Origin of the sequence: Isoptericola aurantiacus (assembly GCF_044769875.1) — a bacterium.
GTDB classification, from domain to species: domain Bacteria; phylum Actinomycetota; class Actinomycetes; order Actinomycetales; family Cellulomonadaceae; genus Isoptericola; species Isoptericola aurantiacus.
Genome location: NZ_JBJBAE010000006.1, coordinates 114826 through 138401, shown reverse-complemented (window position 1 = coordinate 138401; position 23576 = coordinate 114826). Strand labels below are relative to the sequence as shown.

Here is a 23576-nt window from a genome sequence, read left to right as displayed (position 1 = left end):
GGCTCAGGCGACCTCGGCGCGCAGCCGGCTCACGATGTCCTCGAGGGCGGGTGCGGCGACCCCGTGCCGCACGCCTCGCCGTGCGACGGCACCACCGATCGCGTCCAGCTCACCCACGCGCCCCTCGGCGAGGTCCGCCTGCAGGGACGAACGCATCGTGGCGGGCAGCCCCGCCAGGATCCCGCGCAGGTCGTCGCCCGACGTCGGCACGCCCTCCGCGCTCGCCACGGCGGCGACCTCACCCAGCAGCGCGTCCGTGAGACCCGGATCCCGGGCCAGGCCGGGTCCGATCCCGGTGCCGTGGATCGAGGTGAGCAGGGCCAGCGGGGCGAGGAACCGCAGCTTGGACCACAGCACCTCGACCTCCCGACCGCCGTCGGCCACGGGGATCTGCGTGTCCCGCAGAGCAGCGACGACGGCGAGGTCGGCACCCTCGGCGGGCACCGTGATCCGCAGCAGCTCGCCGCGGTGCCGCACCTGCCACGGCCCGCCGTCACCGGCGCGGGTGCGCAGCGTCTCCCCCGCGTACGACGCACCCACCACCGGCGTGCCGCCGTCCGACGTCGGCGCGCCGAACGCGCCGCGCAGCTCATCCATGTGCTCCACCCCGTTGAGCAGGGAGAGCACCTCACGCGGTCGTGAGTCCGCGACCTGCCGCGCCACGTCCGGCACGCCGGCAGCCTTGACGGTCACCAGCACGAGCGCTCCGGGCGGCACCGACGTCGACGCCGGAAGGGGTGCGTGCCAGGACCCGTACCGGTCGGTGACGACGTCCAGACCGTGCTCGGTCACCGACCGGGCCGTGTGCTCCCGAGCGACCATGACGACGTCGTGCCCGGCCTGCTGGAGGAACGCGGCCACCAGTCCCCCGACGGCACCGGGACCGACGACGGCGATGCGCCCGCCTCCAGCTCCGCCCTCACGGTCCGGTCTGCTCTCGGTGTCCGTCTCCATGCGCCCGAGGTTAACCCGGAGCGGCGTCACAGAGCCTGGATGATCCGCTCCACCTGCTCCTTGGCGTCGCCGAACACCATCGCGGTGTTCTCCCGGAAGAACAGCGGGTTCTGCACCCCCGCGTAGCCGGTGGCCATCGAGCGCTTGAAGACGACCACGTCCCGCGCCTGCCACACCTCGAGCACCGGCATGCCGGCGATCGGTGAGCCCGGGTCCTCCTGCGCGGCAGGGTTGACCGTGTCGTTCGCGCCGATCACCAGCACCACGTCCGTGGTGGCGAAGTCCCCGTTGATCTCGTCCATGCCGAGCACGACGTCGTAGGGCACCTTGGCCTCGGCGAGCAGCACGTTCATGTGGCCGGGCAGCCGCCCCGCGACCGGGTGGACGCCGAACCGGACGTCGACGCCGCGGGCCCGGAGCTTCTCGGTGAGGTCGGCGACGGGGTACTGCGCCTTGGCGACGGCCATGCCGTACCCCGGCACGATGATCACCGACGCGGCGTGGGCGAGCTGTTCGGCGACGTCGGCCGCGAACGTCTCCCGGTGCTCACCCTCGGCGTCACCGGAGGCGGCGGTCCCCGGTTCGGTGCCGAAACCGCCCAGGATCACCGAGACGAACGACCGGTTCATCGCACGGCACATGATGTAGGACAGGATGGCGCCGGAGGACCCGACGAGCGCCCCGGTGATGATCAACAGGTCGTTGCCGAGCATGAACCCGGCGGCCGCCGCGGCCCAGCCGGAGTACGAGTTGAGCATGGAGACGACCACGGGCATGTCACCGCCGCCGATCGAGGCCACGAGGTGCCAGCCGAGCGCGAGCGCGACGAGCGTCATGAGCACCAGGGGGACGATCCCCTGGTCGGGCGCGGCGAGGAACCAGGCCAGCAGCGCCACCGCCGCCACGACGAGTCCGAGGTTGATCCAGTTCCGGCCCGGCAGGGTCAAGGGAGCGGACTTGATCTTCGCGGCCAGCTTGAGGTTCGCCACGATCGAGCCGGTGAACGTGACCGCGCCGATGAGCACGCCGAGGAACACCTCGACCAGATGCACGGTGTCCGAGCCGGTGTCGGTGAGGTAGGAGCCGTACCCGACGAGCACCGCGGCCAGCCCCACGAAGGAGTGCAGGAGCGCGATGAGCTCGGGCATCTGGACCATCTCGACCTTGCGGACCCGCCAGGTGCCGACGGCCGCACCCACCACCAGCACGAGCAGGATGAGCGCCGCGGTGACCTGCCAGGGACGTTCGGAGGACTGCAGTGCCAGCGCCACCGTCGCCACGAGCGCGAGCGCCATCCCGATGATGCCGAGGACGTTGCCCCGCCGGGCGGACTCCTGCTGGGACAGCCCGGCCAGCGACAGGATGAACAGCACGCCGGCGACGACATAGGTGGCCTGCACGGCCGACAGCACCGTCATCGGGCCACCCCCTGCCGGGGAGCCGCGATGTCCGGTGACGGCGCCCCCTTGCGGAACATGCGGATCATGCGGTTCGCGACCATGAACCCGCCGAAGACGTTGATGCTCGCCAGCGTGGCGGCCACGACGGCGAGCCCCGTGACGACCCAGTCGTCGCTGCCGATCTGCAGCAGCGCGCCGACCAGGATGATGCCGCTGATCGCGTTGGTCTGGGCCATGAGCGGGGTGTGCAGCGCGTGCGTCACCGCGGAGATCACGTAGAAGCCCACGACGACGGCCAGGGCGAACACGGTGAAGTGCCCGACGGCGTCCGGCGGGGACGCCGCGATGGCCAGGCCGGCGAGGACGGCGCCCAGCGCGGCGAGCACGGTCCGGCGGCGGGCACGCCGCTGCCGCGCGAGGGCGAGCGACTCAGGGCTCGGCCCCGGTTCCGGCTCGGGGCCACCGGACGGCGACGGCGACGCGGCGGAGACCTGCACCGGCGGCGGCGGCCAGAGCACCTCGCCGTCGCGGGTCACCGTCATGCCGCGGATGACGACGTCGTCGAGGTCCACCTCGAGGACACCGTCCTTCGCGGGGGTCATCAAGGTCAGGAGGTTGACGATGTTGGTGCCGACGAGCGCCGAGGTGTGCTGCGGCATCCGCCCCGGGAGGTCGGTGTAGCCGAGGACGACGACGCCGCCGTCGGACACGACACGCTCCCCCGGCACGGTCAGCTCGCAGTTGCCACCCCCCGGCGCGGCCAGGTCCACCACGACCGATCCCGGCTTCATCGCGGCGACCATCTCGGCCGTGATGGTCGTCGGGGCCGTGCTCCGCACCAGCGCGGTGGTGATCACCACGTCCGCTCCGGCGGACTCGGCGGCGTACACGGCCCGCGTCGCCGCCTCCTGGTCGGCGGACTGTGCGCGTGCGTAGCCGTCGGTGCTGACCTCCTGGGCCGTGCCCTCCGCCTGGACGAACGTCGCCCCCAGCGACTCGATCTGCTCCCCGACCTCGGGCCGGACGTCGAACGCGCGGACCTCGGCCCCGAGCGAGGACGCCGTGCCGATGGCGGCGAGCCCGGCCACGCCCGCGCCGATGACGAACACGGTCGCGGGCGGCGTCGTCCCCGCCGCGGTGACCTGCCCGGTGAACATGCCGCCGTACTCCTCGGCCGCCTCGACGACGGCGCGGTAGCCGGCCACGTTCGACTGCGCCGAGAGCACGTCGAGCGCCTGGGCGCGCGAGATGCGCGGCACCGCGTCGAGGGCCAACGCCGTGACCCGGCGCTCCGTCAGCGCCTCGACCAGCTCGGGGTGCGTGGCCGGGGCGAGCTGGGACACCAGCACGGACCCGGGTCGCAGCCGGTCGAGCTCGTCGGGCGCCGGAGCGTTGACGCAGGTGACGACGTCGGCGGCCCAGACGTCGTCGCGGGTGCCGAGACGCGCCCCCGCCTCGACGTAGGCCTTCGACGGCATGTTGGCACGTTCACCGGCTCCGGCCTCGACGACGACGTCGTAGCCGAGCGCGGCGAGCTTGCGCACGGTCGCGGGCGTGGCCGCGACCAGGCGTTCGCCGGCGCGGGACTCGCGCGGGACACCGATCTGCACGGGCTCTGACCTCCCTTGGTCGAAACCCCTGCAACCTATCCGGTCACCGCCGCGCGGACGAGCACCGACCGCACACCGAGACGAAGTCTCAGCCCGCGGTCGGCGCCCGGTCGGGTCGGGCTCAGCGGCCGGCGGCCACCAGCTCGTCGCCCTCGACGTCCTCGGCCGGGGCCGCCGCGGCCGCGTAGCGCTTCGGCTTGGTGCGGTAGTGGGTCGTGTACAGCATGATGCCGACGAACGTCAGCCCACCCACGAGGTTGCCCACCACCGTCGGGATCTCGTTCCAGACCAGGTAGTCACCGATCGTGAACCCGCCGCCCATGAGCAGACCGGCCGGGAACAGGAACATGTTGACGATCGAGTGCTCGAAGCCCATGTAGAAGAACAGCATGATGGGCATCCACATGCCGACCACCTTGCCGATGACGCTGCGCGACATCATCGCGGCGACCACTCCCGTGGAGACCATCCAGTTGCACATGACGCCCCGGATGAACAGCGTCAGCATCCCGCCGGCGCCGTGCTCGGCGTAGCCGACCGTGCGGCCCTCACCGATGTGACCGATCGCCTGGCCCACCTCGCTGGGGTCCTGCGACCACCCGTACGTGAAGTAGATCGTCATGAAGACCGCGACCATGAACGCACCCGCGAAGTTGCCGACGAACACCAGGCCCCAGTTGCGCAGCACGGCCGGCACCGTGACGCCCGGCCGCTTGTCGAGGAACGCCAGCGGCGCGAGCGTGAACACGCCCGTGAGCAGGTCGTAGCCCAGCAGGTACAGCAGGCAGAAGCCGACCGGGAAGAGCAGGGCGCCCAGCAGGGCGTTGCCCGTCTGCACCGTGACGGTCACGGCGAAGGCCGCCGCGACCGTCAGCAGCGCCGCCCCCATGAAGGCCCGGATCAGCGTGTCGCGCGTGGACAGGTGGACCTTCGACTCCCCCGCGTCGATCATCTGCGTGACGAGCTCGTTCGGCTTGACGTAGTCCACGGGTGCTCCCTTCCTCGGTGGGCGGCTCCCGGACGCCGTCGTCCGGGAGCCTTGCCCCGACAGGATTCCGCGCCGCGTTTGCCCTGGGGAGTCGGCGGCGTGACGGGCGTGGTACGTCTTCCTCACGCCGCGGGCTCCCACGGCGTGAGGACGACCCCGGCGCTCAGGCGCGCCGCTCGCGACGGAAGAGGGAACGGGCCCAGAGGTAGCCGGCGACGCCGATCACCAGGCACCATCCGACGGCCTGGGCCACCAGCGCACCGTCCAGGCCCGTCCCGCCCGCCAGGAGTCCGCGCACGGTCTCGATGATCGGCGTGAACGGCTGGTGATCGGCGAACCAGCGCACGGGCGTCGGCATGGTCTCGACCGGCACGAACCCGCTGCCGAGGAACGGCAGGAGCAGCAGCAGCATGGGGGCGTTGCTGGCGGTCTCCACGCTGCGCGCGTTGAGGCCCAGGGCCACGCACAGCCAGTTCAGCGCCAGTCCGAGCAGGAGGAACAGCCCCAGCAGCCCGGCCCACCCGGCGGCACCGGCCTCGGGCCGGTAGCCCATGGCCACGGCGGCGCCCAGCACGAGCACCAGCGCGGCCAGCGCCTGGAGCACGAAGCCGAGCACCTGCCCGGACAGCACGGACCCCGGCGCGATCGCCATCGTCCGGAACCGCGCCATGATGCCGCCGGCCGCGTCCATGGCCGCGCTGGTCGCGACCGACGTCGCACCCCCGACCATCGTGATGACCAGCAGCGTGGGCGTGATGTAGTCCAGGTAGGCCGCGCGCCCGTCGGCCCCGGGGGTGACGCCGGGCGCCACCCCGGCACCGAACGCGCCGCCGAACACGAAGACGAACAGCAGCAGCATGACCAGCGGTCCGACGACGAGGAACAGCGTCAGGCCGGGGTAGCGCACGGCCCGCAGCAGGCTGCGGCGCAGCATGGTCAGCAGGTCGGCCACCGGGCGCGGACCCACGGTGGCAGGAGCGGGTGCAGGGGCGGCGACGGTGCTCATCGCAGGTCCTCCGAGTCGGTGGTGGGGGCGGGCGGTGCGGTCAGTGCGAGGAAGACGTCGTCGAGCGACCCGGCGTCGTGCGCGGCCTTGAGCTCGGCCGGCGTGCCCTGCGCGACGATCCGGCCGCCGTCGAGCACCGCGACCGAGTCGGCGAGCACGTCGGCCTCCTCGAGGTACTGCGTGGTCAGCAGGATCGTGGTGCCGCCGGCCACGAGGGCGCGCACCTCGTCCCACAGCGCGCGGCGGCTGCGCGGGTCCAGGCCCATCGTGGGCTCGTCGAGGAAGACGACGGACGGCGCCCCGACGAGCGTCATCGCGAGGTCGAGCTTGCGCCGCATGCCACCCGAGTAGGTGGCGACGGGCTTCCCCGCGGCGTCCGCCAGGCCGAACCGGTCGAGCAGCTCGGAGGTCCGACGCCGGCCGTCCCTGCGGCCGAGGTGGTTCAGGTCCGCCATCAGGCGGAGGTTCTCGGCACCGGTGAGCAGGTCGTCGACGGCGGTGATCTGTCCGGTGACGCCGATCGTGGCGCGCACCGCCCCCGGTGCGCGGGCGACGTCGTGCCCGGCGACCCGCACGGTGCCGGCGTCGGGCTTCAGCAGGGTCGACAGGACGCCGACCGTGGTGGTCTTGCCGGAACCGTTCGGTCCGAGCAGGGCTGTCACGGTCCCGGCGGGAACCGTGAGGTCGAGGCCGTCCAGGACCAGGTGGTCGCCGCTGCGGGACGGGTACGACTTGCGCAGGCCGGCGATCTCGATCGCGGGTCCGCGGGTGGGGCTGGACATGAGGGCTCCTTCGGTGGTGACGGGGTGTGCGGTCGGGGGTGCGCGGGGCACGGGATGCGGGGCCGGCCCTCAGGACCGGCGGACGACGACGTCGCCGAAGCCGGTGCGCGCACGCACCTCGGCGGTGCGTTCGCCCTGCTCGGGCCCGCCGGTGGACACGAGCTGGTTGCGCACGGTGCCGTGCTCGGAACCGGCGTCGAGGTAGGCCGCGGTCCCCGCGGCCACGCCCACCTCGATCGAGCCGAACGAGGTGCTCACCGAGACGCTGCCGGACTCCACGCCGTCCGCGCGGATGCCGCCGTGGGCGGTCTTAGCGGTCACCGCGCCCCGGACGCGGCCGACGGTGACGTCACCGTGGGCGCCGTGCACATCGAGCGCCCCCGTCACGGACCCGACGGAGACCGGCCCGGCGCCGGCCCGGACCGCGGCGTCACCGGCGACCTCGCCGAGCCGGACGGAGCCGGCGCTGACCTTGATCTCCCCGGTGCCGGCGATGCGGCCGGCGACGACGGACCCGGCCGCGACCTTCAGCGTGAGGCGCTCGACGTCCTCGACCCGGACGTCCCCGGCCGAGAGCGTCATCTCGACGCCGCCGAGCACACCCTCGGCGGTCAGGGACCCCGCGCGGCCCCGGACGGCGGAACCCGTGGGCAGCTCGACGGTGATGTCCGCGGTCCCGGAGGCGAACGGCAGCACCCACTGCTTCCAGGACCCGGGGTAGGTGATCGCGACCGTGTCGCCGTCGTGGTCGACGCGGACCTCCTCGGCGGCCCGCACGCTGCCGGATCGGGACGGGTCGCTCGGCAGCACCGTGACGACGACGTCGTCACGCTCGCCGGCGAAGACGTGCACGGTGGCGAAGGGAACGTCCACGGAGACCGTGACGGGGTGGGTGGTGGGGAAAGTGGGCATGACGGAGCTCCTGGGGTGGTGTCAGTGTGGTGTCAGGTGGGGCGGGGGAGGTGGTGGGACCGGGGCGGCGGCTAGCGGACCCACCCGGTGACGTGGTTCGCGGACCGGTTCGCACCGGACCTGTCGGGCGTCCGGGGCCCGGGCTGCTCGAGGGACGCGGCGACGGCGCGCACGAGCCAGGAGTTGACCGAGAGGCCGTCCCGGGCGGCCGCGGTCTCGACCTGCGTCTTGAGGTGGTCGGGGAGCCGCAGCGTGGTGCGCGTCGTGGCACCCGTGTCGGCCTCGCCGACCGCGGCGGGTGCCGGTTCTCCGCCTCCCGGGGCGACGTCGGGCCTGCTGCCCGGTTGATCGGGGACCGCGACCACGAACTCGGGGGATCCGCTGCGCAGTCGCACGTCCACCGAGCCGGGGGCCAGCTCGGCCGAGATCTCGCCGGCGGCGTCCGAGACGGCGTCCAGGAGGACGAGTCGTGCCGCCGCGTCGAGCGGGGCGGTCAGTCGGGCGGCGAGCTCTCGGGCCTCCTCACCCCCCGCGGCCGCGGCGGTGGCGAGCTGGTGCTGGAGGGTCTCGACGTAGCGGTTCAGGTCCATGACGCCATATTGACACCACCAGTGGTGTCACCGCAAGTGGTGTGGCGTCATTTTCTTAAGACTTGACGCCAGAGTGACGTCATTCGTGGTGAGAGCGGCCTTCCGGCAGGCCGCGGCCCGCGTGCGCGACCATCTCCCCCAGGACGTCCATGTCCAGGTCGTCGGCCCGGGCGAACGCGATGCTCGCCGCACCGACCCGGACCCGGCCCAGCCGCTCGGCGTAGAGCCGCGTCAGGTAGACCCCGTCCTCGACGGCGTTGACATACAGGCTCAGGTGACGCTTCTGCCGGGCCAGGCCGAGCAGGAACCACTCGACGTCACCGCCGCGCGGACGCGGCTGGACGATGTCCCCGTACCCGACGATCGCCTGCTCGGTCCCTCCCCAGAAGACCCCGCGCCACAGCGCACGTGAGACGCCGGGAAGCTCGTCGCGCACGACCACGTCGATCCTGCCGAGGTCGCCGCCGACGTCGTCGCCCTCCAGGAAGGCGACGACGTCGTCCGTGGTCCGGCGCACGAGCTGTCCGCTCAGTCCTGCTTGGGGCCGACCCACACCTGCTGCGCGTTGACGAACTCACGGATGCCGTGCGGGCCCAGCTCGCGGCCGTATCCCGACCGCTTGACGCCGCCGCTCGGCAGCCGCGGGTCCGTCTTGACGATGCCGTTGACCGCCACCTGCCCGGCGACGATCCGGCGCGCCAGCGCCTCGCCCCGCTCCGGCGTCGACCACACGGCGGCCGCGAGGCCGAAGTCGGTGCGGTTGGCCATCGCGACCGCCGCGTCGGCGTCCGCCACGGGCGTGACCACCATGACCGGGCCGAACGTCTCCTCACGGCAGGCCGTCATGTCCTCGGTGACGTCGCAGAGCATCGTGACCGGGTAGAAGAACCCGTCGCCCTCGGGCAGCTCCCCGCCGAGCAGCAGGCGAGCACCCGCGTCGACCGTCTCGGTGACCTGGCGGTGCAGCTCCTCGCGCAGGTCCGCACGGGCGATCGGCCCCACGTCCGTGCTCGGAGAGCTCGGGTCCCCCACGGTCAGCTTCTCCAGGCGGACGCGCAGCCGGTCCACCAGGGCGTCGTACACCGACTCCTCGACGATGATCCGCTTGGCGGCGATGCACGACTGGCCGGCGTTGATGATCCGCGAGAGCGTGATGGTGTCCGCCGCGGCGTCCAGGTCCGAGTCGGCCAGCACCAGGCAGGGGTCGGACCCACCCAGCTCGAGCACCGTCGGCTTGATCTCCCCCGCCGCGATGCTCGCCACCGCGGCGCCCCCGCGCGCGGACCCGGTGAACGAGACGGCGTCGATGCGCCGGTCGCGGATCACGTCGGCGACCTGCGGGGTCTCCAGCGGCAGGTTCGAGAAGATCCCCTCGGGCAGTCCCGCCCGGGCGAGCTCGGTGGTGAAGACCTCCTCGATCGCCGCCGCGCAGCCCGGGACGTGCGGGTCGTGCTTCATCACGCACGTGTTGCCCGCCATGAGGGCGGGTGCGGCGAACCGCGAGGCCAACCAGAACGGGGCGTTCCAGGGCAGCACACCCAGCACCGTCCCCAGCGGCAGGTGCTGGACGTAGCTCCGGGTCGCGTCCGAGGCGATCACCTCGTCCGCGAGATACTCGGCGCCGTGGTCCGCGTAGTGCTCCAGGCACCACGCGGCCTTGGCCACCTCGCCGTGGGCCTCGCCGATCGGCTTGCCCATCTCCTCGGTCATGAGGGGCGCCAGCTCGTCCGTCCGCTCCCGCAGGCGGGCGGCGACGGCGCGGAGCACGGCGGCGCGGCCCTCGAGGCCGAGATCGTGCCACGCAGCACGAGACGCCTCGGCGGCGGCGAGGGTCGACTCGATCCGCTCGGCTCCGGCCGGTTCCACCTCCCGGACGACTCGGCCGGTGGTGGGGTCGATCACGGTCAGCATCGGTGCTCCTCTCAGGCGACGACGTCGGGACGGATCGGGGTGGCGCCGTCGGACTGCTGCACCGCGGCATGCTCGGGCTTGCAGGTGAAGTCCTCCTCCATGGTGAAGAAGGACTCGCAGCCCCGCTCGGTCACGTGGACCGTGTCGGAGATACCCACCGTCTTGTCGCCGTCGACCCCCCACATCCACGGGATGATGTGGAACGTCATGCCCTCGCGCAGGATCGTCGGGTTGCCCTGGTTGAGGCTGGCGATGTACCCCTCGTCCCAGCTCGGCGGGAAGGCGATGCCGATGGAGTACCCCGACCGGGTCACCAGCCGGGCACCCACCCCGTTGTCCGTGATGATGCTGCGCACGATGTTGTCCGCGTCGGAGACCGTCAGCCCCGGGCGGATCGCCGCCTTCACCTCCGCCAGCGCCAGCTTCATCCGCTCCTGCGCCGCATGCATCGACGGCGACAGCTCGTCCAGCACCACCGTGCGCATCATCGCCGTGTGGTAGCGGCGGAAGCAGCCCCCCACCTCGAGGAACACGTGCTCGCCCGGCTGGACGACGCGCCCCTCCCAGGTGGCGTGCCCGATCATGGTGCGCGGACCCGAGGTGACGTAGGGCATCACCGCCGGGAACTCGCCCCCGGCCCGGAACATCGCGGCGCTGATCTCGGCAGCGATCTCGTTCTCGCTGACGCCCGCGGCGCAGACCTCGAGGCCGGCGCGCATCCCGGCCTCCGTGGCGTGCGCCGCCTTCGACATGATCTCGATCTCGGCGGCGGACTTACGGATCCGCCCTTCCTCGACGATGCCGAAACAGTCGAGCAGACGCCCCTCGCTGAACGACGTGTGGATGTAGTCCTGGTGATAGGCCGGAAAGTAGTAGCTGTTCCGCTCGTACCCGACATCCTTGGTGTGCAGGCCGAATTCACGCAAGGACTGCACGAGGCTCTGGATGGCGTCACCGGTGTCCGGATAGGGCCGGGTCACCTCCACCCACGTCCGAGCGTAGACGTTCGACTCCTCCATCGCACGGGTGATCATGAACGGTTCGTCCGTCAGCGGGACGACGAGTGCCTGGAAGAACGAGTACCCCGACGTCTGATAGTCGGTCAGGTACATCAGGTTCTCCGGGTCGGAGATCACCACGGCGTCCAGCAACCGGTCCGCCATGCGTGCCCGTAGCCCGTCCAGGCGGCGCTGGTACTCCTCGAAGGGGAAGGTCATGTCGTCGCGCTGCTTCATGCGGGCCTCCTGGAGGTCAGATCGTGCTGCGCACGGCGGTGGAGAGGATCTGCAGACCCTCGGTCAGGTCGTCGTCGTCGATGGTCAGCGGGGGGATCAGCTTCAGCACGCGCCCGCCGGTGCCGCACGGTCCGATCAGCAGGCCGTCGTCGAAGCACCTCTTCGCGATCGCCTTCGCCAGCGCGCCGTCTCCGACGTCCAGGGCCTGGATCATCCCGCGACCGCGGACGTCGAAGCCCGCGTCGAGCTCGTCGGCCAGCCCCGTCAGCGCGGCCACCATCACCTCGGTGTGCGCGTGGACCTGGTTCATCAGGACGTCGTCGTCGAAGTAGGTCAGGGCCTCCCGGCCGGCCACGAAGGACAAGCCCTGGCCCCGGAACGTCCCGGTGTGCTCGCCGGGCGACCAGTGCGCGTCGTGCTCGGGCTTGGCGAGGTTCATCGCCAACGGGGTCCCGTAACCGCCGATGCCCTTCGCCAGGCAGACGATGTCCGGGTCGAGTCCCATCCCGTCGAAGCTGAAGTAGCTGCCGGTCCGCCCGCAGCCGACCTGGATCTCGTCGACCACGAACAGGGCGCCCACGTCGTGGGCGAGCTGCTGCACCTCGCGCAGCCACTCCGCGGTCGCCACGTTGACGCCGCCCTCGGCCTGCACGACCTCGACGACGAACGCCGCCGGCGGCGCGAACCCGCTCGAGGAGTCCGCGAGCTGCGCCCGGAAGTCGGCGAGCTGCTGCACACCGCCGCCCGGCGCCGTCTCGAACGGGAGCCGCACCACGTTGTCCAGCGCCACCCCGGCCGCCGCGCGGAAGTACTCGTTCGCGGTGAGCGCCAGGGAGCCGAGCGTCATCCCGTGGAACCCGTTGGTGAAGGCCACCACGTCGCGCCGGCCGGTCACCTTGCGCGCCAGCTTCAGCGCCGCCTCCACGGCGTTGGTCCCCGTCGGGCCCATGAACTGCATGCGCATCGACATGCCGCGCGGGACCAGGACGGTCTCGGCGAACTTCTCGATGAAGTCGCGCTTGGTCGTCGTCGCCATGTCCAGGCTGTGCGCGACGCCGTCGGCCTCGAGGAATTCGATCATCGCCCGCTTCATACGGGAATTGTTGTGACCGAAGTTCAGCACTCCGGCGCCGCCGAAGAAATCGATGAAACTCTTGCCCGACTCATCGACCTGACGCGCATTTGATGCTGAAGCAAAAACCGTCGGAAAGGTCCTGCTGTAGCCACGGATCTCGGATTCCCACTTCTCGAACGCCTCCATCACCTACTTCTACGCGGCGCCGCAGGGGCTGTCAAGAGGAACGTCGGCCGCGCGAGGTTAAGAATTCGTGTCCTGGCCGTCACCGCTGGTGGGCGGCCGTTCGCGCGCCCGATCGCGGGGCTCCGCGGGCCGCTGCGTCGACCCCTCCGGTGTGGCCGGCACGGCAAGAGGGGGCTCCGGCGTCGAGGCCCGAGAGTCGAAAAGCACGAAGGCCGCTCTCTCGCGTGGAGAGAACGGCCTTCGTGAGGGGTGGAGCTGAGGGGACTCGAACCCCTGACCCTCTGCATGCCATGCAGATGCGCTACCAGCTGCGCCACAGCCCCGTGAACCTGACGACGACGCCTGGCTCGCGTGTTCCCGTCCGTTATGGACCGGCTTGCGCCCTCGGGAACGGAGATATCTTAGGCAGACTTGGGCTCAGGTTCCAAATCGGCGTGGGGGCCCGCCTGCCACCGGTCCAGCGGGTAGCCGGCACCCACGTTGTGCGCCACCAGACGCCATCCCGGCACCGCCCCGGCAGCGGATCGGTGCAGGTGGGACCAGTGGACGTTGTGCATCCCGGAGATCCCGCGCCACGTCGAGGCGTCGAGGCCGAGCAGCCCGGTGATGGCCAACGAGACGGCCGCGCCGTGCGAGACCACCACGAGACACTCGTCACGCCCGAGCGTCGCGGCGTGCTCCGCCACCGCCTCGCCGGTACGCCGGGACACGTCCGCCTTCGTCTCGGCGCCGACGCCGAGCGGCTCCCCGCCACGACGCCACTCGGCGTGCTCGGCGGGCCACCGCTCGGCGATCTCCTCGGAGGTGAGCCCCTCCCAGTCGCCGAAGGACCTCTCCCGCAGACGGGGGTCGGTGAGCACGTCGAGGTCGACGAGCTCCGCGTAGGCAGCGGCCGTGTCGACAGCGCGCTCCAGGTCCGACGAGACGATCCGCGCCGCGCGGTGCGAGGTCACCAGGGCTGCTGCGCCCTGGGCGGCCTGCCAGCGCCCCACCTCGTCGAGCGGGATGTCGATCTGACCCTGCAGACGCAGGGTCGCGTTGTAGGCGGTGCGGCCGTGCCGCAGCAGGACGACGGTCCCTGCCGTCATGCGCGCCTCACAGCCTCGGGTCCAGCCGGATCGCGGCGTCACCCCGGCCGCCGCCGAACTCCGCCTCGGCCGCCGCGCCGTCGCCGCCACGGGCGTCCTCGGGCAGCTCGATCGCAGGACAGTCCTTCCACAACCGCTCCAGGGCGTAGTACACCCGGTCCTCGGCGTGCTGGACGTGCACCACGACGTCACCGAAGTCGAGCAGCACCCAGCGTCCCTCGGCCTTGCCCTCCCGGCGGATCGCCGTGGCGCCCGCGGCGAACATGGCCTCCTCGACGGCGTCGACCACCGCCGTCACCTGCCGCTCGTTCGTCCCCGAGGCGATGAGGAATACATCGGTCAGCACCAGCTGCTCGCTGACGTCGAGGGCGATGATCTCCTGCGCCTTCCGGTCCGAGGCAGCGCGCGCGGCCACGACGGCGAGCTCGACGGCGCGATCGGTGGCCGTCATCCGAGACTCCCGACCGCGAGCGTGGAGACCGTTCCCGAGGCGTCCTCGGTGCCGAAGTCGGTCACGTCCGGCCCCTTGAGCACCAGGTTCCACAGCAGCACACCCAGGACGAAGGCGACGACGAGCAGGATGATGTAGTGCAACCAGGTGTAGGAGGGCTCCGACTCCTCCCAGTCGTCGTCGTCGTCCTCGTCGTCCTCCGGCGCGACCGAACCCGCGGTGGGCCCGCCCATCACCGCGCCGAACGGGGACGCGGCAGCACCGGCGCCCGGTGCGGGGGCCTCGGTCGGCGCCGCCGGCGACTCGCCACCCGCGCTCGGACCGCCCCACGGGAACGACGGCGGGGCGGTCGTGCTGCGGGCAGGTTCGGCCGGAGCGGACGCCGGCGTCGGGCTCGGCCAGGCCGGGGACGGAGCGCTCCGCGCCGTCGCCGGTGCCGCTTCCGCGGACGCACCGGGGAACGGGTGGGACCTGGGAGCCCCGGCCGTGGGGGCCGAGGTGGTGCCGGACGCCGCGGTCGGCGAGGCGAAGGCGGACCGACGGCGGCTCGCCGCCCCGCCGTCGAACGGCGACGAGCTCTCCGACGAGATGCGGCTCGGCTCGGAGCTCTGCGAGGGGCTCGGCGCCGGGCCGGGAGCCTGGCCCGACGGCCGTTCGGCGGACGGCTGCCCGAAGGCCGAGGCCCCCGACGAGGCACGGGTGGCCGCCCGGCGCTGGGGCGGCCCCGCGGTGCCCTGGCCACGTCCGGCGTCTCCCGCCGGGAACGCCGAGCCACGCGACGACGCGGGCGCCGGGCTCCCCGTCCGGGGCTCGTCCGCTCCGGGGCGCTGGACCGGCGTGAGCCGGCCGGTCTCGTCCACGCCCCGCACTCCTCCGGACGTGTTCGGCGTGCGGATCGTGGGGACCGCCGGCGCCGCGGGGGCCGACGCCGCGCTCGACTGCTCCCGCAGGGAACGCCGGGACGGCGGGCTCGTCGCGGGGCGAGGGGCCGGCGGCTGCTGGGCCGGCGGCGTCGTGGGTGCCGACGTGGCGCCCGGGGCGCGGCTCCCGAAGGCCGACGGCCCGGCACCGGGCACCGGCGCGGAAGCGGCCGACGTCGCACTCTGCTGTGCCGCAGCGGCCGCGGCCGCCTGCTCACGTTCGCGGATCTCCCGACGCGTCATGGGTCGGGACCTGTTGTCACTCATCGAGACCTCGATACAGACCGTACTTGGCGATGTACTGAACGACGCCGTCCGGCACCAGGTACCAGACGGGCTGACCCGCACCGGCGCGCCGGCGGCAGTCCGTGGAGGAGATCGCCAACGCCGGAACCTCGAGGGTCGTCACACCCTCGGGAGGCAGCCCGTCGACGGTCAACGCGTGGCCCGGGCGGGTGACCGCCACGAAGTGCGCCATGTCCCACAGGTCGGTGGCGTCCTTCCACGTGAGGATCTGCTCGATCGCGTCCGCCCCCGTGATGAAGAACAGGTCGGCCCCCGGGCGGGCGGCGCGCAGGTCGCGCAGCGTGTCCACCGTGTAGGTCAGGCCCGGCCGGTCGATGTCCACGCGGCTCACCGTGAACCGGGGGTTCGACGCGGTGGCGACCACCGTCATCAGATAGCGGTGCTCGGCGGGCGAGACGTCCGACCCCTGCTTGAACGTCGGCTTGCCGGTCGGCACGAAGACGACCTCGTCGAGATCGAGGAGTGCCGCCGCCTCGCTCGCCGCCACCAGGTGTCCGTGGTGGATGGGGTCGAACGTCCCGCCCATCACCCCGAGCCGGGGACGACGCTGCTCGCTCACGTCAGGACGGACGTCGTCAGTGCTTGTTGCCGGCGTTGCGGAAGGCGTACGTCGCCAGCAGCGCGGCGACGAAGCCACCGAAGGCCACCACTCCGAGAACGACGGGCGGGATCGCGAAGGCGTGCTCGGCAGCCTCCTCGGCGGCCAGGACGACGGGGTGCAGCACTGGGGCTCCTCGGGTTCTCGGGCGGTGCGGGTCGCTGGACAGTCTCTCACGAGGCCGCCACGGGATGTCACGGCCGCACGTGGCCGTCTCCGTGCACGACCCACTTGGTGGTCGTCAGCTCGGCCAGACCCATCGGCCCGCGGGCGTGCAGCTTCTGGGTGGAGATGCCGATCTCCGCACCCATCCCGAGCTCACCACCGTCGGTGAAACGGGTCGAGGCGTTGACCATCACCGCTGCCGAGTCGATCTCGGCCACGAACCGCTCCGAGGACGCCAGGTCGCGGGTGACGATCGCCTCGGTGTGGCCCGAGGTCCAGGTGCGGATGTGCTCGATCGCCTCGTCCAGGGAGTCCACGACCCGCACGGCCAGCTCGGCGGCCAGGTACTCGGTGGCCCAGTCGTGGTCCGTCGCCGGCAGCACCTCGACGCTCTCCGGAGCCAGCGCCGTGGCGCGTTCGTCCCCGTGCAGCACGACGCCGGCGCCACCGAGGGCGGCCAGCGCAGCCGGGAGGAACCGGTCCGCCGCGTCGCGGTGGACCAGCAGCGTCTCGGCCGCGTTGCACACGCCGACCCGCTGCGTCTTGGCGTTCATGACGATCTCGACGGCGGTGGCCACGTCCGCCGTGGCGTCGACGTAGACGTGCACGTTGCCGGTGCCGGTCTCGATCACCGGCACGGTCGACTGGTCGACGACGGTGCGGATCAGGTCGGCACCGCCCCGCGGGACCAGGAGGTCCACCAGCCCGCGCGCCTGCATCAGCGCCACCGCCCCGGAGCGTCCGTGCCGGTCGATGGACTGCACCAGGTCCGCGGGCAGCCCGACGGACTCCAGCGCACGCCGCAGCACCTCCACGATCACGGTGTTGGAGGACGCCGCGGCGCTGCCGCCCCGCAGCACGACGGCGTTGCCGGACTTCAGCGCCAGGCCCGCGGCGTCGACGGTCACGTTGGGCCGCGCCTCGTAGATCATGCCGACCACGCCCATGGGGACGCGCAGCTGCCGGACCCGCAGCCCGTTGGGGAGCGTCTGGCCGCGCACGACCTCCCCCACCGGGTCGGGCAGGCCGGCGAGCGCGCGCAGGGCGTCGGCGATGGCGGCGACCCGCTCCGGGGTCAGGGCCAGCCGGTCGAGCAGCCCCTCGCTCATCCCGGAGCCGCGACCGCGCTCCAGGTCCTCGGCGTTCGCGGCGACGATCTCGGCGTCGGCCGCCACGAGGGCGTCCGCGAGCGCGTGCAGGGTGGCGTCCTTCGTCGCGCGCGTGGCCGTGGCCAGCACGCGGCACGCGACCTGGGCGCGCCGGGCGACGTCGTGGACCGCCGCGGCGACGTCGGCGTCCGGCTGCGGACGCGAGGCGGGGCCGGGCGTCGTGGGTGCGGTCTCGAACGTCGTGGTCATGTCCCGAGACTACGACGCCCGGCCCCGGTCAGGACAGGCCGGTCCGCCCCTCGAGCACCAGGTCGTCGCGGTGCACCACCTCCCGGTCGTACCCGGCGCCGAGGTCGTCGCGCAGCTCGTAGGTGGACCGCCCGAGCAGCGGAGGCAGCTCGGCGGCGTCGTAGGCCACGAGCCCCCGCGCCACCACCGTCCCGTCGGGAGCGACCAGCTCGACGGGATCACCGGCGTCGAACCGGCCCTCGACCCGGGTGATCCCGGCCGGCAGCAGCGACGCGCGACCCCCGAGCACGGCTCGCGCCGCGCCGTCGTCCAGGTGCAGCCGCCCGGCCGCACGCGCGGCGTGGGCGATCCACAGACGCCGCGCCGTCGTCCGCTTGCCGCCCGCCGCGAAGAACGTGCCCACGTCGTCGCCGGCGAGCGCGGCGGCGACGTTCGACGCGGCCGTGAGGACGACCGGCACGCCCGCCTCGGTGGCGATCCGCACGGACTCGAGCTTGGTCACCATCCCCCCGGTCCCGACGTTGCTGCCGCGCGCCGTCACCTCGACGCCGGCGACCTCCGCGAGGTCGTCCACCTGCGCGATGCGTCGGGCGCCCGGGCGGCTCGGCGGGGCGTCGTGCAGACCGTCGACGTCGGTGAGCAGGATCATCGCGTCGGCACGCACGAGGTGGGAGACCAGGGCGGCGAGGCGGTCGTTGTCGCCGAAGCGCAGCTCGTCGATGGTCACCGCGTCGTTCTCGTTGACCACGGGCACCACCCCGAGCGCGAGCAGCTTCTCCAGCGAGCGCTGGGCGTTGCGGTAGCGCACCCGACGCACCGTGTCCTCGGCGGTGAGGAGCGCCTGGCCCACCCGGATCCCGTGCGCCGCGAACGCCTCGCTGTACCGCGCGACCAGCTCACCCTGCCCGAGCATCGCGCAGGCCTGCATGGTGGCCAGGTCGCGGGGTCGGGCGCTCAGGCCCGCCGGCCCGATGCCGGCGGCGATCGCCCCGGAGGTCACGAGCACCAGCTCACCGCCCGCGGCGCGGCGGGCCGCGAGCACGTCGACGAGCCCTCGCAGCGACTCGAGGTCCAGGTGGCCGTCCGGCCGCGTCAGGGACGACGAGCCGATCTTGACGACCACGCGGTGCGCGGCGGGCAGCGCGGAGCGGGAGGTGGCGTTCACGGTGCCATCATCCCTGCTCGTCGCGTCAGTCGTCGTCGGGGTCCGCCCAGTGGCCGGCCTCGCGCTCGGCCCGCAGCTCGTCGCGCGCCGCCTGCTTGGCGTCCATGCGCTCGGTGAACTCCTGGCGCTTGCGCGCTCGCGTCGGCCGGGACTCCTCCTCCAGGCGCAGGTCGCTGCCGCGGGACCCCAGCAGCTCGGCCCCCGCGCTGAGCGTCGGCTCCCAGTCGAAGACGACGGCGTCGCGCTCGGTGCCGATGCGCACCTCGTCACCCGCGACGGCGCCCGCCTTGAACAGTCGGTCCTCGACGCCGAGCTTGGCCAGCCGGTCCGCGAGGTAGCCGACGGCCTCGTCGTTGTTGAAGTCCGTCTGACGCACCCAGCGCTGGGGCTTGCGGCCCTCGACGAGGTAGTAGACGTGGCCGGTCGTGCCGTCGGTGCGCCGGGTCACCGTGAACCCGGCGTCGTCCACCGCACGCGGGCGCAGGACGACCCGCGCGGGCTCGGCCGGCGGCGCGGCGGCCCGCGCCTGCTCCACCAGCTCGGCCAGGGCGAAGGTCAGGGGACGCAGGCCCTCGTGCGAGGCGGTCGAGACCTCGAAGACCCGCAGCCCGCGGGCCTCGAGGTCCGGACGGACGAAGTCGGCCAGCTCCCGGGCCTCCGGCACGTCGATCTTGTTGAGGACCACGAGCTGCGGACGTTCCGTGATCGGGACACGGCCGCCGGAGATGCCCAGGTCGCCCGCGTAGGCGGCGAGCTCGGCCTCGAGCTGCTCGAGGTCGCTGACCGGGTCACGACCCGGCTCCAGCGTGGCGCAGTCGAGGACGTGCACGACGACCGCGGTGCGCTCGATGTGGCGCAGGAACTCGAGCCCCAGCCCCTTGCCCTCGCTGGCCCCCGGGATGAGGCCCGGGACGTCCGCGATCGTGTAGCGCACGTCGCCGGCCTGCACGACGCCGAGGTTCGGCACCAGCGTGGTGAACGGGTAGTCGGCGATCTTCGGCCGTGCCGCCGAGACCGCGGCGATGAGCGAGGACTTGCCCGCGCTGGGGAAGCCCACGAGCGCCACGTCGGCGATCGACTTCAGCTCCAGGACGACGTCGCGCTCCTCGCCCGGCTCCCCCAGCAGGGCGAACCCCGGGGCCTTGCGCCGCGGGGAGGCGAGCGCACGGTTGCCCAGCCCGCCGCGGCCGCCCTCGGCCACGACGAACTCGGCGCCGTCGCCGACCAGGTCGATCAGCACGTTCCCGTCTCGGTCCTTGACCACGGTGCCGTCCGGGACCCGCAGGACGAGGTCGTCACCCTTGGCCCCGTCCCGGTCGTCACCCATGCCCTGGCCGCCCCGCGGCGCCTTGCGGTGCGGCGAGTGGTGGTACTCGAGCAGCGTGGTCGTCTGGGCGTCGACCCGCAGCAGGACGCTGCCGCCGTCACCGCCGTTGCCGCCGTCGGGCCCGCCGAGCGGCTTGAACTTCTCCCGGTGCACGGAGGCGACGCCGTGCCCGCCGTCACCGCCCGTGGCGTGCAGCACCACTCGATCGACGAAGCTGGCCATGGGGTGGGATCCTCTCGGGACGGACGACGGGGTGACGCGCACGAGGGGCGCACCCGATCCGGTGCGCCCCTCGTGGGAAAAGCGTGCTGCGCCGGGCGCAGCGTTCAGGCGATCGTCAGACGGTGACGATGTCGACGACCTTGCGGCCACGACGCGTGCCGAAGGCGACCTCGCCGGCCGTCAGGGCGAACAGCGTGTCGTCGCCACCGCGGCCGACGTTCTCGCCCGGGTGGAAGTGGGTGCCGCGCTGGCGGACGATGATCTCGCCCGCGCCGACGACCTGGCCGCCGTAGCGCTTGACGCCGAGGGACTTGGCGTTCGAGTCGCGACCGTTGCGCGAGGAGCTCGCGCCCTTCTTGTGTGCCATGGTCTCAGTCCTGCTTTCTGGGAGTACGAAGAGTGTGGGGACCGGGCGGGCGAACCCGCCGGGAGTCACTTGATGCCGGTGACCTTCAGGCGGGTCAGCTGCTGGCGGTGACCCTGGCGCTTCTTGTAACCGGTCTTGTTCTTGTACTTCTGGATCGAGATCTTCGGACCCTTGGCGTCACGGACGACCTCGGCGGTGACCTTGACCTTCGCGAGCTTGCCGGCGTCGGTGGTCACCTTCTCCCCGTCCACGAGCAGGATCGCGGGCAGCTCGACGGTGTCGCCGGCCGCGCTCTGGATGCGGTCCATGACGACGATGTCGCCCACGGACACCTTTTCCTGACGGCCACCGGCCTTGACGATCGCGTACACCATGCTGATGCTCATCTCTCCTGGTCTTGGCGTGCTCACCCGACGTCCGTCACCGGCTTGATCTGGAACTCGTCCCGCCGCAGCGGTCGAGTGCGGTGCGCCGAGGGCACACGGGACAGGCGCACTGAAGGCGCGCCGACGCAACAGAATACGCGACGCACGGCCTGCCGGGCAACCACGACCAGGGGCTGCGCGACGTGAGGTGGCGCACGTCGCGCGCCTCCTGGTCGCGGGTCGCGCGGCGGTGGACGACGACGGCGGGTGGCCGCGACGTGCCGGGCGCCGCGCCGCGCCCGATGATGGACAGGTGGACCCCGACCTGCCGCCCGACCCGGCGGAGCCGACGGGCGACGGCGCCGGTGACGGTGCCGGCACCGGTACGGACGCCGTCGCGGAGGCCTTCCGGGCGGTGGACCGCCGAGGATTCCTGCCCCGGTCGCAACGACCCTGGTGGTCCGACGACCGCCCGTTGCCGATCGGCCACGGCCAGACCTGCTCCCAGCCGTCCACCGTCGCGGCGATGCTGCGGCTGCTCCGCGTGCCGAGCGGCGGCCGCGTCCTGGACGTCGGCGCCGGCTCGGGATGGACGACGGCGCTGCTCGCCCGCCTGGTCGGCCCGGCGGGCACGGTGCTCGGCGTCGAACGCGTCCCCGAGATCGCCGCCTGGGGAGCCGCCAACCTCGCACGCACCGGCATCGAGTGGGCCCGGCTGCTCCAGGCTCGACCCGGCGTGCTCGGCTCCCCGCGCACCGGAGGGTGGGACCGGGTGCTCGTCTCGGCGGCGGCCGACGAGCTGCCCGGCGTCCTGGTGGACCAGATCGCGCCCGGTGGTCGCATGGTGGTCCCGGTGCGGCACACGATGGTGCTCGTCGAGCGCGCCCCGGACGGCACCGTGCGCACCTCCGAGCACGGGACCTACTCGTTCGTGCCGCTCGTGGAGGGTTGAGGACCGGAAGGGGGCCGAGCCACGCGCCTCGAGGTCACCTGGCCCGGACGTAGTCCGTCGCACGGTCGGACGTCAGGGTCGACGTACCGGCGTACTTCACGATCCACGTGCCGGACCGCCGCTGCTTGAGCGTCTTGGCGAACGAGCCCTTGGAACTGATCGACGCCGTCACCTTGTAGACCGGGCCCTTCGGCCCCGCTGGATCGAAGTAGATCTTGACCTTCTTGCCCTTGAGCGGCCGCTTGGCGCCGTCCCCGTAGTTGTAGTCGGGATTCCAGTACTTAAGAGTGCCCTTGACCGTCACCTTCTTGCCCGCTCGCACCGGCTCCGGCGAGGCATTGACGGCGACGTAAGTCGCGCGCTTGAAGAAGAAGGTGTCGGCGTACGTAGCGTCTCGCAGGTCACAGTAGTGCTCCCACTCCCAACCGTCGTCGTCGATCCCATAAACGACGAAATCCCTGGTGATACTGGCCACGGCCTTGTACTTTCCGAAGCCGTCCCAGTCGTACCAACGCGTCGACGTCACCTTGCCCGAAGCGGCTGCCTTGCCCGAGTAGAGGTAGGCGCCGCCACCCGAGTAGTTCCCGTAGCGGTCTCGATACTCGACGTCGAGGCTCCAGTCGAACTCGCCCCAGCCCGTGTAGACCTCCCCGTACTCGGGATAGCTCTCGGCCTCAAAGCAAGCCTTGACCTGTGCGCTGGTCGGTTTCTTCACCGAGTACGAGATCCTGGCGGTCTTGTTGTGCTGCCCCTTGTACAGCACGACGTCAGGGTGCTTGACGCCTCCCGCCGGCCCCTTGGACGCTGCATCTGCGGGCGACACGGCCAGCCCGGTCGCCAGTAATGCGCCCACGAGCACCGCAGCAATTCGTCGTTTCATAGTCGCTCTCGTCCTCAAGGTACTGGAACCCGTCAGGGTGGGATGCGGAGCAACCGCTCAACGGCTGCTACCGATGGTGGCCAGAGCAGAATATCCGCAGCGGTACCGCTGCGGGGACCTCGCTCCGGGTGAACTCGCTCGTACCCGCTGTCCAGCAGTCAGCCGGTCGACCGTGAGAGCACGGCGTGCTCAAACCACGCGGTGCCGGCGGCAGCGCGCCTCGTAGGACTCCGGGCCACCGACGTGCGACGCGGTGGAGGACAACGCGTCCCCCGTGCCGTCGTCGCCCCGCCGGACGTGGTAGGCGGCGTCCCGCCCGCAGCGCGTGCACACGGCCGTCAACCGGGTGACGTCCTCGGCGAGCGCCATGAGCGTCGGCAACGGTTCGAACGGACGGGCGTCGAACGTGACCGTCAGGCCGGCGACGACGACGTCCACGCCGTCGTCGGCCAGCGCCTGGACGACGCCGACCAGCTCGAGGCCGAAGAACTGGGCCTCGTCCACGGCCACCAGCACGGTGGACGGCCCCACCAGGTCAGGGATCTGGGCGGCCCGCTCCACGGTCCGTGACGGTGTCCGGGCGCCGGCGTGGGACGCGACCAGGCCGCTGCCGTGGCGGGTGTCGAGCACGTGGGCGACCACCAGGACCTCACGTCCGGCGATCCGCGCCCGCTCGACACGTCGCAGCAGCTCGGTGGTCTTGCCGGCGAACATGGGCCCGCCGACGACGGCGAGACGGCCGGGGGCTCGACGCTCGTCCATG

At 72.4% G+C, this 23576-nt stretch carries 25 protein-coding genes and 1 tRNA gene; 1 reads left to right on the top strand and 25 read right to left on the bottom strand.

What is annotated here, in order from left to right; translation table 11 throughout:
• Nucleotides 1-3 precede the first annotated feature (3 nt).
• From ACIQLL_RS15810 to rplU, 23 genes are all read right to left on the bottom strand, one after another.
• Entirely contained in the window at nucleotides 4-954 is a 951-nt protein-coding gene (locus ACIQLL_RS15810) for a ketopantoate reductase family protein (protein ID WP_402469160.1), read from the bottom strand.
• 26 nt (nucleotides 955-980) lie between these two features.
• Nucleotides 981-2372, bottom strand: coding sequence for a Re/Si-specific NAD(P)(+) transhydrogenase subunit beta (pntB, locus tag ACIQLL_RS15805; protein WP_402469157.1), 1392 nt, complete (start codon nucleotides 2370-2372; stop codon nucleotides 981-983).
• On the bottom strand, nucleotides 2369-3964 hold the full coding sequence (locus tag ACIQLL_RS15800; protein WP_402469155.1) for a Re/Si-specific NAD(P)(+) transhydrogenase subunit alpha: 1596 nt from the start codon (nucleotides 3962-3964) through the stop codon (nucleotides 2369-2371). Before ACIQLL_RS15800 ends, pntB begins: the two co-directional genes overlap by 4 nt.
• 121 nt (nucleotides 3965-4085) lie before the next feature.
• The gene (locus tag ACIQLL_RS15795) at nucleotides 4086-4952 is read right to left on the bottom strand and encodes a formate/nitrite transporter family protein (RefSeq protein ID WP_402469152.1); all 867 of its coding nucleotides are present in this window, start codon (nucleotides 4950-4952) and stop codon (nucleotides 4086-4088) included.
• 163 nt (nucleotides 4953-5115) lie between these two features.
• Nucleotides 5116-5958 carry an ABC transporter permease gene (locus ACIQLL_RS15790; protein WP_402469150.1) on the bottom strand — a complete coding sequence of 281 codons (843 nt, stop codon included), beginning with the start codon at nucleotides 5956-5958 and terminating at the stop codon, nucleotides 5116-5118.
• Nucleotides 5955-6740 carry an ABC transporter ATP-binding protein gene (locus ACIQLL_RS15785; RefSeq protein WP_402469147.1) on the bottom strand — a complete coding sequence of 262 codons (786 nt, stop codon included), beginning with the start codon at nucleotides 6738-6740 and terminating at the stop codon, nucleotides 5955-5957. The genes ACIQLL_RS15790 and ACIQLL_RS15785 overlap by 4 nt, the downstream gene beginning before the upstream one ends.
• Before the next feature lie 69 nt (nucleotides 6741-6809).
• On the bottom strand, nucleotides 6810-7652 hold the full coding sequence (locus ACIQLL_RS15780; RefSeq protein ID WP_402469144.1) for a DUF4097 family beta strand repeat-containing protein: 843 nt from the start codon (nucleotides 7650-7652) through the stop codon (nucleotides 6810-6812).
• A gap of 71 nt (nucleotides 7653-7723) precedes the next feature.
• A complete protein-coding gene (locus ACIQLL_RS15775; protein WP_402469142.1) occupies nucleotides 7724-8242 on the bottom strand; it encodes an Arc family DNA-binding protein in 519 nt (172 codons plus the stop codon).
• 79 nt (nucleotides 8243-8321) lie between these two features.
• Nucleotides 8322-8759: a hypothetical protein gene (locus tag ACIQLL_RS15770; protein ID WP_402469140.1), complete on the bottom strand. Its 438-nt coding sequence runs from the start codon at nucleotides 8757-8759 to the stop codon at nucleotides 8322-8324.
• Nucleotides 8760-8770: 11 nt separating this feature from the next.
• Nucleotides 8771-10153, bottom strand: a complete 1383-nt coding sequence (locus tag ACIQLL_RS15765) for an aldehyde dehydrogenase family protein (protein ID WP_402469138.1) — start codon at nucleotides 10151-10153, stop codon at nucleotides 8771-8773.
• Between the two features lie 11 nt (nucleotides 10154-10164).
• Nucleotides 10165-11388 carry an ectoine hydrolase gene (gene doeA, locus ACIQLL_RS15760; protein ID WP_402469135.1) on the bottom strand — a complete coding sequence of 408 codons (1224 nt, stop codon included), beginning with the start codon at nucleotides 11386-11388 and terminating at the stop codon, nucleotides 10165-10167.
• Between the two features lie 16 nt (nucleotides 11389-11404).
• Entirely contained in the window at nucleotides 11405-12649 is a 1245-nt protein-coding gene (locus ACIQLL_RS15755; RefSeq protein ID WP_402469132.1) for an aspartate aminotransferase family protein, read from the bottom strand.
• A gap of 250 nt (nucleotides 12650-12899) precedes the next feature.
• Nucleotides 12900-12972, bottom strand: a tRNA-Ala gene (locus ACIQLL_RS15750).
• Nucleotides 12973-13050: 78 nt separating this feature from the next.
• Nucleotides 13051-13737 carry a histidine phosphatase family protein gene (locus tag ACIQLL_RS15745; protein ID WP_402469130.1) on the bottom strand — a complete coding sequence of 229 codons (687 nt, stop codon included), beginning with the start codon at nucleotides 13735-13737 and terminating at the stop codon, nucleotides 13051-13053.
• 7 nt (nucleotides 13738-13744) lie between these two features.
• Nucleotides 13745-14188 (bottom strand): ribosome silencing factor, encoded by a 444-nt coding sequence (rsfS, locus tag ACIQLL_RS15740; protein WP_402469127.1) that lies wholly within the window; start codon nucleotides 14186-14188, stop codon nucleotides 13745-13747.
• A complete protein-coding gene (locus ACIQLL_RS15735; protein ID WP_402469125.1) occupies nucleotides 14185-15375 on the bottom strand; it encodes a hypothetical protein in 1191 nt (396 codons plus the stop codon). The genes rsfS and ACIQLL_RS15735 overlap by 4 nt, the downstream gene beginning before the upstream one ends.
• The gene (gene nadD, locus ACIQLL_RS15730; protein ID WP_402469122.1) at nucleotides 15368-15973 is read right to left on the bottom strand and encodes a nicotinate-nucleotide adenylyltransferase; all 606 of its coding nucleotides are present in this window, start codon (nucleotides 15971-15973) and stop codon (nucleotides 15368-15370) included. The genes ACIQLL_RS15735 and nadD overlap by 8 nt, the downstream gene beginning before the upstream one ends.
• A 16-nt stretch (nucleotides 15974-15989) precedes the next feature.
• Nucleotides 15990-16139 (bottom strand): hypothetical protein, encoded by a 150-nt coding sequence (locus tag ACIQLL_RS15725; RefSeq protein WP_402469119.1) that lies wholly within the window; start codon nucleotides 16137-16139, stop codon nucleotides 15990-15992.
• A gap of 67 nt (nucleotides 16140-16206) precedes the next feature.
• A complete protein-coding gene (locus ACIQLL_RS15720) occupies nucleotides 16207-17535 on the bottom strand; it encodes a glutamate-5-semialdehyde dehydrogenase (RefSeq protein WP_402469116.1) in 1329 nt (442 codons plus the stop codon).
• 28 nt (nucleotides 17536-17563) lie between these two features.
• Entirely contained in the window at nucleotides 17564-18700 is a 1137-nt protein-coding gene (gene proB, locus ACIQLL_RS15715; protein WP_402469114.1) for a glutamate 5-kinase, read from the bottom strand.
• Nucleotides 18701-18725: 25 nt separating this feature from the next.
• Nucleotides 18726-20249: a GTPase ObgE gene (obgE, locus tag ACIQLL_RS15710; protein ID WP_402469112.1), complete on the bottom strand. Its 1524-nt coding sequence runs from the start codon at nucleotides 20247-20249 to the stop codon at nucleotides 18726-18728.
• A gap of 115 nt (nucleotides 20250-20364) precedes the next feature.
• Entirely contained in the window at nucleotides 20365-20616 is a 252-nt protein-coding gene (gene rpmA / locus ACIQLL_RS15705; RefSeq protein ID WP_402469109.1) for a 50S ribosomal protein L27, read from the bottom strand.
• Between the two features lie 65 nt (nucleotides 20617-20681).
• On the bottom strand, nucleotides 20682-20990 hold the full coding sequence (gene rplU, locus ACIQLL_RS15700; protein WP_402469479.1) for a 50S ribosomal protein L21: 309 nt from the start codon (nucleotides 20988-20990) through the stop codon (nucleotides 20682-20684).
• Nucleotides 20991-21294: 304 nt separating this feature from the next.
• Here rplU and ACIQLL_RS15695 point away from each other — a divergent pair, with 304 nt between their 5' ends.
• Nucleotides 21295-21933: a protein-L-isoaspartate O-methyltransferase family protein gene (locus ACIQLL_RS15695; protein WP_402469107.1), complete on the top strand. Its 639-nt coding sequence runs from the start codon at nucleotides 21295-21297 to the stop codon at nucleotides 21931-21933.
• Nucleotides 21934-21967: 34 nt separating this feature from the next.
• Here ACIQLL_RS15695 and ACIQLL_RS15690 read toward each other — a convergent pair whose 3' ends face one another.
• On the bottom strand, nucleotides 21968-22813 hold the full coding sequence (locus ACIQLL_RS15690; protein WP_402469105.1) for a hypothetical protein: 846 nt from the start codon (nucleotides 22811-22813) through the stop codon (nucleotides 21968-21970).
• 189 nt (nucleotides 22814-23002) lie between these two features.
• A complete protein-coding gene (locus ACIQLL_RS15685; protein WP_402469103.1) occupies nucleotides 23003-23575 on the bottom strand; it encodes a thymidine kinase in 573 nt (190 codons plus the stop codon).
• Nucleotide 23576 lies beyond the last annotated feature (1 nt).

What these genes read in the sequence shown, in the direction of transcription:
- ACIQLL_RS15810 (WP_402469160.1), bottom strand. Translation starts at nt 954, where the DNA reads ATGGAGACGGACACCGAGAGCAGACCGGACCGTGAGGGCGGAGCTGGA.
- pntB (WP_402469157.1), bottom strand. Translation starts at nt 2,372, where the DNA reads ATGACGGTGCTGTCGGCCGTGCAGGCCACCTATGTCGTCGCCGGCGTG.
- ACIQLL_RS15790 (WP_402469150.1), bottom strand. Translation starts at nt 5,958, where the DNA reads ATGAGCACCGTCGCCGCCCCTGCACCCGCTCCTGCCACCGTGGGTCCG.
- ACIQLL_RS15785 (WP_402469147.1), bottom strand. Translation starts at nt 6,740, where the DNA reads ATGTCCAGCCCCACCCGCGGACCCGCGATCGAGATCGCCGGCCTGCGC.
- ACIQLL_RS15780 (WP_402469144.1), bottom strand. Translation starts at nt 7,652, where the DNA reads ATGCCCACTTTCCCCACCACCCACCCCGTCACGGTCTCCGTGGACGTT.
- ACIQLL_RS15775 (WP_402469142.1), bottom strand. Translation starts at nt 8,242, where the DNA reads ATGGACCTGAACCGCTACGTCGAGACCCTCCAGCACCAGCTCGCCACC.
- ACIQLL_RS15765 (WP_402469138.1), bottom strand. Translation starts at nt 10,153, where the DNA reads ATGCTGACCGTGATCGACCCCACCACCGGCCGAGTCGTCCGGGAGGTG.
- doeA (WP_402469135.1), bottom strand. Translation starts at nt 11,388, where the DNA reads ATGAAGCAGCGCGACGACATGACCTTCCCCTTCGAGGAGTACCAGCGC.
- ACIQLL_RS15755 (WP_402469132.1), bottom strand. Translation starts at nt 12,649, where the DNA reads ATGGAGGCGTTCGAGAAGTGGGAATCCGAGATCCGTGGCTACAGCAGG.
- ACIQLL_RS15745 (WP_402469130.1), bottom strand. Translation starts at nt 13,737, where the DNA reads ATGACGGCAGGGACCGTCGTCCTGCTGCGGCACGGCCGCACCGCCTAC.
- rsfS (WP_402469127.1), bottom strand. Translation starts at nt 14,188, where the DNA reads ATGACGGCCACCGATCGCGCCGTCGAGCTCGCCGTCGTGGCCGCGCGC.
- ACIQLL_RS15735 (WP_402469125.1), bottom strand. Translation starts at nt 15,375, where the DNA reads ATGAGTGACAACAGGTCCCGACCCATGACGCGTCGGGAGATCCGCGAA.
- ACIQLL_RS15720 (WP_402469116.1), bottom strand. Translation starts at nt 17,535, where the DNA reads ATGACCACGACGTTCGAGACCGCACCCACGACGCCCGGCCCCGCCTCG.
- obgE (WP_402469112.1), bottom strand. Translation starts at nt 20,249, where the DNA reads ATGGCCAGCTTCGTCGATCGAGTGGTGCTGCACGCCACGGGCGGTGAC.
- rpmA (WP_402469109.1), bottom strand. Translation starts at nt 20,616, where the DNA reads ATGGCACACAAGAAGGGCGCGAGCTCCTCGCGCAACGGTCGCGACTCG.
- rplU (WP_402469479.1), bottom strand. Translation starts at nt 20,990, where the DNA reads ATGGTGTACGCGATCGTCAAGGCCGGTGGCCGTCAGGAAAAGGTGTCC.
- ACIQLL_RS15690 (WP_402469105.1), bottom strand. Translation starts at nt 22,813, where the DNA reads ATGAAACGACGAATTGCTGCGGTGCTCGTGGGCGCATTACTGGCGACC.
- ACIQLL_RS15685 (WP_402469103.1), bottom strand. Translation starts at nt 23,575, where the DNA reads ATGGACGAGCGTCGAGCCCCCGGCCGTCTCGCCGTCGTCGGCGGGCCC.